The organism is Yinghuangia sp. YIM S10712 (assembly GCF_051388935.1).
Taxonomy (GTDB): domain Bacteria; phylum Actinomycetota; class Actinomycetes; order Streptomycetales; family Streptomycetaceae; genus Yinghuangia.
This window is the reverse complement of record NZ_JBPKBI010000007.1, coordinates 1-8,047: the sequence shown is the minus strand read 5'-3', so window position 1 is coordinate 8,047 and position 8,047 is coordinate 1. Positions and strand designations below refer to the sequence as shown.

4 protein-coding genes and 1 pseudogene are annotated in these 8,047 nt (G+C 71.2%); 3 read left to right on the top strand and 2 right to left on the bottom strand.

Annotated elements, in window-relative coordinates; translation table 11 throughout:
* A pseudogene (locus ACRX5W_RS16605) lies at nt 1-476 on the top strand (RNA polymerase subunit sigma-24); the annotation flags it as partial.
* A gap of 335 nt (nt 477-811) precedes the next feature.
* Here ACRX5W_RS16605 and ACRX5W_RS16600 read toward each other — a convergent pair.
* On the bottom strand, nt 812-1,417 hold the full coding sequence (locus ACRX5W_RS16600; RefSeq protein WP_436788927.1) for a dihydrofolate reductase family protein: 606 nt from the start codon (nt 1,415-1,417) through the stop codon (nt 812-814).
* Nucleotides 1,418-1,704: 287 nt separating this feature from the next.
* The gene (locus ACRX5W_RS16595) at nt 1,705-4,374 is read right to left on the bottom strand and encodes a SpoIIE family protein phosphatase (RefSeq protein ID WP_436789161.1); all 2,670 of its coding nucleotides are present in this window, start codon (nt 4,372-4,374) and stop codon (nt 1,705-1,707) included.
* A 701-nt stretch (nt 4,375-5,075) separates the two neighbouring features.
* Between ACRX5W_RS16595 and ACRX5W_RS16590 the strand changes: the two genes are divergently transcribed.
* Nucleotides 5,076-6,308, top strand: coding sequence for a metal-dependent hydrolase family protein (locus tag ACRX5W_RS16590; RefSeq protein WP_436788926.1), 1,233 nt, complete (start codon nt 5,076-5,078; stop codon nt 6,306-6,308).
* 708 nt (nt 6,309-7,016) lie between these two features.
* Nucleotides 7,017-7,928, top strand: coding sequence for a PaaX family transcriptional regulator (locus ACRX5W_RS16585; RefSeq protein WP_436788925.1), 912 nt, complete (start codon nt 7,017-7,019; stop codon nt 7,926-7,928).
* The last annotated feature ends 119 nt before the right edge of the window (nt 7,929-8,047 follow it).

Genomic DNA, 8,047 nt, shown 5'->3' with positions numbered 1-8,047 from the left:
CCCTTTCCCCCCCCCCCCCCCAGGACCGCAGCCAATGGGACACGGAGACGATCGCCGAGGGCGTCGACATCCTTCAGGCGGCCCTTGCTCGCGACCGGCTGGGCGAGTTCCAGGCCCAGGCCGCCATCGCGGCGCTCCACGCCGATGCGCTCACGGCCGAGGAGACCGACTGGGTGCAGATTGTGGAGTGGTACGACGAGCTCACGCGCCTGACGGACAGCCCAGTCGTCCGCCTCAACCGCGCAGTTGCGGTCGGCGAGGCGGACGGTCCACAGGCGGGGTTGGCGGCTCTCGCGGCGTTGGACGAAGGGCTGCCCCGCCACGCGGCCGTGGCGGCCTACCTCCACGAGCGCGCCGGGGACCTCGCGACAGCGGCACGGCTCTACGCGGAGGCGGCCCACAAGGCCCCCAACCTCGCCGAACGCGACCACTTGACCCGGCAGGCCGCCCGGCTCAACGCCCACCGGCACGGCTGAGCCGACGCGCGTCGGTCCGGTCGCTGTCGGTCGCTGTCGAGGTATACGCACTCGCCGGATCGGAGCTGTCCTCGTCGCGACGAACCACCGAGCCACCGAGCCACGAACCACCGAGCCACCGAACCACCGAACCACCGAGCCACCGAGCCACCGAAGCACGAACCACCGAACCACCGTGCGCCGACCCGGTGCGGCCGACCGGTGTCGTTTACGAGGTGCCCTCGAATACGCCCTCGCCGAACGCCGCGGCGAGGGCCTTCGCGATCAAGTCCGGTAGTTCCGTGAGCCCTTCGTCCTCGGCCCATCGCACCAGCGCCGTGTGCATCGCGGCCCGACTACGTGCCGTACGTCCCGAACTCCGGCTGCCCCGTCGGTTCGTAGACGTGGATCGCGAGGCCGCCCGGCGTGGTCTCGTTGCCGAGCAGGCGCAGGCCCACGGGGGTGCCGCCGTCCGGGAACAGGCGGCGGCCCTGGCCGACGACCACGGGGGCGATCGCGAGACGCAGTTCGTCGATCAGGCCGGCGGCCAGCAGAGACTGGGCGAGTCGGCTGCTGCCGTGGATCTGGAGTTCGCGGCCGGGCCGGCGTTTCAGGTCGGCGACCTGGGCGGGGACGTCGCCGGACAGGATGGTGGTCGGGTCCCAGGCGGCCTCGGTGAGGCTCTGCGAGGCGACGTACTTCGGCAGGCCGTTCATGACGGGTGCAAACGGGTGTTCGGTCATTTGCGGCCAGTCCCGTGCGAAGTTCAGGTAGGTCCGGCGGCCGAACAGCAACGCGTCCGCCGAGCCGAGCCAGACACCGGCCTGCCGCTCGAACTGCTCGTCCGCGTACGGCACGAACCAGCCGCCTCGGGTGAACCCGTCACTGGTGTCCTCGTCCGGGGAGCCCGGCCCCTGCGAGACGCCGTCCAGTGACAGGAACTCCTGGAGTACCAACTTCATCGCGCACCGCTTTCTCTTGTGACGGGAGACCTTCGTCTTCCCGTACCTGAGACCGCGTACCGCGCGGAAACTCATCGCAGGTGGTTCGCGGTCGCTCGGCCGTCTTCGAGGCGGCCAAGTCGTGTGTGCGTTGCTGCTTGTGGGCTCGGAGTGTGGTCGCCGCGCGATTCGGACAATGCCGGACCGGGCGCCGAACCACAGGTGCGGCTACCTGGTTGCCGCCCCTTCCCGGGCTGTCGTTCCTCAACTCCCGGTTCGACGCGTGCGATGCCCGTCCGGGCCGTGCGTCACAGGTCGTCCCACTGGGCGAGAAGAGCGTCCTCGTCCATCGCCTCGGTGTCGCCGGTGCGTTCGTGAAGGGGTTGTTCGGCCCAGATGATCTTGCCTCGGGGGGTGTAGCGGGTGCCCCAGCGTTGCGAGTAGCGGGCGACCAGGAACAGGCCGCGGCCCCCTTCGTCGGTCGTGGTGGCGTGGCGCAGGTGCGGGGAGGTGCTGCTCGCGTCGGAGACTTCGCAGATCAGGGCCTGGTCGCGGAGCAGGCGCACCTCGATGGGTTCGTCGCCGTAGCGGACGGCGTTGGTGACGAGTTCGCTCAGGATGAGTTCGGTGGTGAAGCCCGCGTCGTCGAGGCCCCACGTGTGGAGCCGGCGGCTGCATGCCGCCCGGATGGGAGCGACGGCGGCGGGGTCGGGGGGTACGGCCCACGTGGCGACCTGATCGGCGCCCAGGCGGCGGGTGGCGGCGACCAGGAGCGCGATGTCGTCGGCCGGATGCTCGGGGACGAGAGCGCCGAGGACGTTCGCGCACGTCTGTTCGGGCGTGGCCGCGGTGCCGGAGCGCCTCAGGGCGTCGCGCAGGAGTTCGAGGCCGGTGTCGATGTCGCGCCTGCGGTCCTCGATCAGCCCGTCGGTGAACAGCACGACGCGGGTGTCCTCGGGGAGCGTGATCTCGGTGGTCTCGACGGGATTTCCCGCACCCAGGCCGAGCGGCGGGGAGACGGGGATGTCGGGGATGGTGACACGCCCGTCGGGGAGCACGAGCACCGGTCCGGGGTGGCCGGCGCGGGCGACCGTGAGGGTTCCGGTGGTGGGGTCGTAGATGGCGTACACACACGTGGCGCCCGTGATCATCCCGGCCTCGTCCGAGGCTGTGCCGTCCACCTGGTCATGGTCGATGCGGGTGACCAAGTCGTCGAGGTGGCCGAGGAGTTCGTCGGGGGCGAGGTCGAGTGCCGAGAAGTTGTGCACGGCCGTGCGCAGGCGGCCCATCGTGGCGGCGGCGTGCAGGCCGTGGCCGACCACGTCGCCGACGACCAGGGCCACCCGGGTGCCGGACAGGGGGATGACGTCGAACCAGTCGCCGCCGACACCGGATTCGGCAGGCAGGTAGCGGTACGCCACGTCCAACGCGTCCTGCTCGGCGAATCCGCGTGGCAACAGGCTGCGTTGCAGTGCGGCGGCCATGGTGTGCTCGCGCGTGAAACGCCGCGCGTTGTCGATGCTGACCGCGGCCCGCGCGGTCAATTCCTCGGCGAAGGCCGCGTCTTCCTCGTCGAACCCGGCGGGATTCCGCCCGCGCCAGAAACTCGCGATGCCGAGCACGACGCCGCGTGCGCGGAGCGGCACCGCGATCAGCGAGTGGATGCCGTGTTCCAGGAGCCGTGCGGCGTGCTCGGGGTCCCGGTCCCGCCAGCCGTCGGTCGCGGCGAGATCGGACACCAACACGGCATCGCCGCGCGCCACGCTCGCCGCCGCCGGGGAGGCGGGGTCGAGGACGATCTGCTCGCCCACCGGATACACCGCCTCCCCGTGCACGCCGTGCGAGGCGACGCGGCGCATGCGGCTCACGGCCCCCGGCTCGTCACCGCGCAGAACCTGGTCGAGCAGTTCGACGGCGACGTGGTCGGCGAAGCCCGGTGCGGCGACCTCGGCGAGTTCCTGCGCGGTGCGTGTGACGTCGAGCGTCGTGCCGATCCGTACGCCGGCCTCGTACAGCAGCCGCAACCGCCGCCGGGTGCTCTCCGCGTGCCCGGCCAGCCGCTCCAGTTCGGTGGAGTCCCGCAGCGTCACCACGCTCCCCGCGCCGCCCTCGTCGGGCGGCGTGAGGCGCTTGTTGACCGCCAGCAGGTGCTCCCCGCACAGGTGCACCTCGTCGGTCACGGGTCGTTCCGAGGTCAGCAGTTCGACCCAGTCCTCCTCCAGACCGAGCCCGCCGACGTCGCGTCCCTCGGCGTCCCCGGGCAGGTCCAGCAGGCGCCGCGCCTCGTCGTTGACCAGCACCAGTCGGCCGTCGCCCGCGGTGATCAGCACCCCTTCGCGGACCGCGTGCAGGACGGCGTCGTGGTGCTCGTACATCCGCGTCATCTCCGCCGGGCCCAGCCCACGGGTCTGCCGCCGGAGTCTGCGGCTCACCACCGCCGTGCCGCCACCCGCCACCAGCAGCGCCGCCGCGCCGCTGCCGAGGACCACCGGGAGCTGCTGATCCGCCCTGTCCTGCGCACGCGACACGGCCACGGCCGTGGAGACCAGGCCCAGGCCCGTCCCGGCGCTGTCGCGTACGGGAACCACGGTGAGAACCAGACGCTGCTCGGATGTCGAGAAGGTCGTCGTGGACGCCTGTCCTCCGCTCTCCAGGAATTGCCGGATCCGGGGATCGGGCGTCGGCCGCCGCGGCACCGAGCCGATCTTGGTGGACTCGTAGGCGACTCCGTTGATGTCCACCACCGCCATGGAGTCGAGGTCCGCAGCCTCACGGGCCGCGTCCACCCGGGGCTGCAATACCGCTCCCGGGTCCGGCCTGCTGAGCGCCTCGACCATCCCCGGGGAGTTGGCGAAGGACTGCGCGGCGGCAGCAGAGCGGTGGCGTGCGTCGCGCAGGCTGTCGCGGCGGCTCTGCAGTACCAAGGCCACCACGGCGACGACGACCAGCAGCACCACGATCGTCAGCTGGACCAGCATCACTTGGCCGGCCACGCTGTGCACGCCCAGCCGTCGTTTGCGGCGGATCTCGGCAGGGGGAGCCGACGGTCGGACGGGAGGTTGTGACCCGGATTCGGAAACACCGGCCGAATCCGCCGGGCGACCTGGAGGGTCGCGGCGGAGCAGCGATGACAGCCGGCGGCCGTGCAGGCCCTTCATCCGGCCTTTGTACCATTTGCACGATTCGTCTGCCGGGCGTGGAGGAGGCCGCGGAATCGGGGGAGCCGGGCGGTGCGTCATTGCGGCGCGTGCGAAGGCGGCGGGCATCGTGATCGGGTCGAAAATGCGACGACATGCAAATTTTCCGGGCTCCGGCTGCGGCTGCGGCGCGCCTGTCCGGGGTGCGCGGCCGACCCCGGCCGCGACGGGCCGGTGGGCCGGGCTGTCGCGGCCGACTGTGCGTCTTGTCACGCGTGTCCGTGGTCGACAGCGGAGCGCAAGCCTGTGACCAGGCGATACGCACCCGCACGTGGTCGCGTCGAGGGCATCGGACAGTCCGGCATGTGAACGGATTCCGGCCCCGCTTATGTCATCGCACGACACTGCCTGTAAGAGTGTTTGTCATCTGATCAGAACTTGACGGGGTGGCAACTGTTTCGCTAGACAGCCGAAGAGTTCACTGCCAGCGATGTGTCAACCGAAGCATGCCGCCCGCGCCCTGTGCGCTAAGGAGTACAGCGATGCCGTCACCGGAGAACAAGACCTTCACTCTCAAAGCTGCGGGTCTCCTCGACATCGACAAAGGGGAGATCGTCCGTCCCGGCATCCTCAAGATCGAGGGTGACCGCATAGTCGGTGTCGGCGGCAAGCCGGAAGGCGAGGTGGTCGACCTCGGCGACCTCATCCTGATGCCGGGCATGATGGACATGGAGGTCAACCTCCTGATGGGCGGCCGCGGCGAGGTCGCGGAGACCGGCCAGATGAAGGACGACCCGCCGCTGCGCATGATGCGCGCGGTCGGCAACGCGCGCCGTACGCTCCGCGCGGGCTTCACGACCGTCCGCAACCTGGGCCTGTTCGTGAAGACCGGCGGCTACCTGCTCGACGTCGCCCTGATGAAGGCGATCGACGCCGGCTGGGTCGACGGCCCGCGCATTGTCCCGGCCGGCCACGCGATCACCCCGACCGGCGGCCACCTCGACCCGACGATGTTCGGTGCGTTCGCCCCGCACGTCCTCGACCTGTCCGTCGAAGAAGGCCTCGCCAACGGCGTCGACGAGATCCGCCGCGCGGTCCGCCACAACATCAAGCACGGCGCCCAGGTCATCAAGACCTGCGGTTCCGGCGGCGTCCTCTCGCACACCGGACACGCCGGCGCCCAGCACTACTCGAACGAGGAACTGCGCACGATCGCGGACGAGGCGCACCGCCGCGGCCTCAAGGTCGCCGCGCACACGCACGGCGCCGACGCCGTCCGCGCGGTCGTCGAGGCCGGCATCGACTGCATCGAGCACGGCTTCCTCATCGACGACGATGTCATCCAGCTCATGGTCGAGCGCGGCACGTGGCTCGTGGCGACCACCGCCCTCGCCGACGGCATGGCGGTCCTGGACGCCGCCACGCCGGAGCTGAAGGCCAAGGCCGCCGAGATGTTCCCCAAGGCGAAGGACTCGGTGCTCGCCGCGTACAAGGCCGGTGTGAAGATCGCCGTCGGCAGCGACGCGCCGGCGATCCCGCACGGCAAGAACGCCCTGGAGCTGGTCGCCCTGGTCAGCCGCGGCCTGCCGGAGATCGACGTGCTGCGCGGCGCGACCACCCTGGCCGCCGAGCTGATCGACGCCACCGACCGCGGCCGTCTCGCCGAGGGCCTGCTCGCCGACGTCATCGGCGTGCCGGGCAACCCCCTGGAGGACATCACGGTCACCCAGCGGGTCAAGTACGTCATGAAGGGCGGCAAGCACTTCACCGGCTGATCACCGGACGACTGTCGGCCGATCACGGGCCGGTCGCCGGCCGCCGCCGGAACGTCCGACCGTGATCGCCTGATGCGACGGGCCTTGACGGCCTTCCCCCGACTCCGCTTGCGGCGTTGCGGGAGGGCCCGTCAAGGCCCGTACGCGTTTCGGGCCCGCCACCGGACGCCGGACAGACCCGCGACCGCCGTGGCGGCGACTGTTCGCTTCCGTGCCCCGCGGGGATGGCAGGCGGTTTTCGTGACGCTCGACAACGGCTCTGCCGTACGACCATGGTGCTCCGCACCCGACCACGACCGCCAATAGACGACAGATATCTAGCGCATGCGACAACAATGTGCGTAGTATGGCCGTCGAGGCGGCAAGGGGACGCACGTGATGCCGGGGCCGTGTACGCGCCCGAGGACAGCCGAGGCCACCCGAGGGAACCAGCCCCCGCCCCATCCACCGCCTGAACGGAGGGCGCAGCACCCGATGACCGGTCGACATGTCACCGTGAGCGCCTCGTTCGGCCCCGCCTTCCGGCGGGCGGCGTTCCTCCGGCGCCGCCCGCCGGTACCCCCGCGCGGATGACGGCCCAGGCCGTCGCCGAGGTGGATCTGCCGCGCGAACAGATCGGCTCGAACCCCCAGCATCTGATCCTCGGGCTGTTCAGCGACTACTGGTTCGGGTCGTCCGANTCCCCCCCCCCCCGGTACCCCCGCGCGGATGACGGCCCAGGCCGTCGCCGAGGTGGATCTGCCGCGCGAACAGATCGGCTCGAACCCCCAGCATCTGATCCTCGGGCTGTTCAGCGACTACTGGTTCGGGTCGTCCGAGCCGCTTCCCTCGGCCGTGCTCGTCGCGCTCCTCGGCGACTTCGGCATCACCCCGGTCGGCGCCCGCGCCGCGATCGGGCGGCTGGCCCGGCGCGGCGTCCTGGACGCGACCAAGCAGGGCCGCCGCACGTTCTACGCGATGGCGCCGAAAGTCGCCCGGGCCATGGAGAAGACCCAGCGCCGCGTCGTCGACTTCGGCACGGGGGACCGCGATTGGGACGGCCTGTGGACGACCGTGGTCTTCTCGGTCCCGGACGACCAGCGCCAGATGCGGCACGCGCTGCGCCGCCGCCTGCGTTTCCTGGGGTACGCCGCCGTCCACGACGGCGTGTGGATGTCGCCGCACGCCGACCACGAGCAGACCGTGGAACTGCTGGAGAGCCTCGGCGCCGCGAAAGCGACGGTGCTGCGCTCCACCGTGACCTACTCGGCCGGCCCGGGCGACCCGCTGACCGCCTGGGACCTCGACGCCATCCGCGCCGGCTACGAGGAGTTCGCCGCCACGTACGCGCCGCTGCCGGAGCGCGTGGCCCGCGGCCACGTCGGCACCGCGGAGGCCCTGGTGACGCGCACGGTCGCGAAGGACTTCTGGCGCCAGATCATCAGCAGTGACCCCGAACTGCCCGAGAACCTTCTGCCGGACGGCTGGCCCGTCCGCACCGCGCGGGCGGTGTTCGTCCGCACGTACGACTCGCTCGGGCCGCTCGCCGAGGCCCGCGTCCGGCAACTGCTCGAAGAGCACGACGCTGCCGGGCTCGCCGATCACGTCGGCCGGCGTACCGCCACGCGCGCGCCGTCGTGACGCGCGCGGCCGCCGCAGTCCCCGAAAGATCCCCCGTCGTCATCCCAGTAAGGAGCTGAAAGCCACGATGGTCACCACAGGCCGCCTCGCCGGCAAAGTCGCCGTCATCACCGGTGCGG

Bases quoted from the DNA above. Each gene is read 5' to 3' on its own strand.
- ACRX5W_RS16590 (WP_436788926.1), top strand. From the start codon at position 5,076: ATGCCGTCACCGGAGAACAAGACCTTCACTCTCAAAGCTGCGGGTCTC.
- ACRX5W_RS16585 (WP_436788925.1), top strand. From the start codon at position 7,017: ATGACGGCCCAGGCCGTCGCCGAGGTGGATCTGCCGCGCGAACAGATC.
- ACRX5W_RS16595 (WP_436789161.1), bottom strand. From the start codon at position 4,374: ATGCTGGTCCAGCTGACGATCGTGGTGCTGCTGGTCGTCGTCGCCGTG.
- ACRX5W_RS16600 (WP_436788927.1), bottom strand. From the start codon at position 1,417: ATGAAGTTGGTACTCCAGGAGTTCCTGTCACTGGACGGCGTCTCGCAG.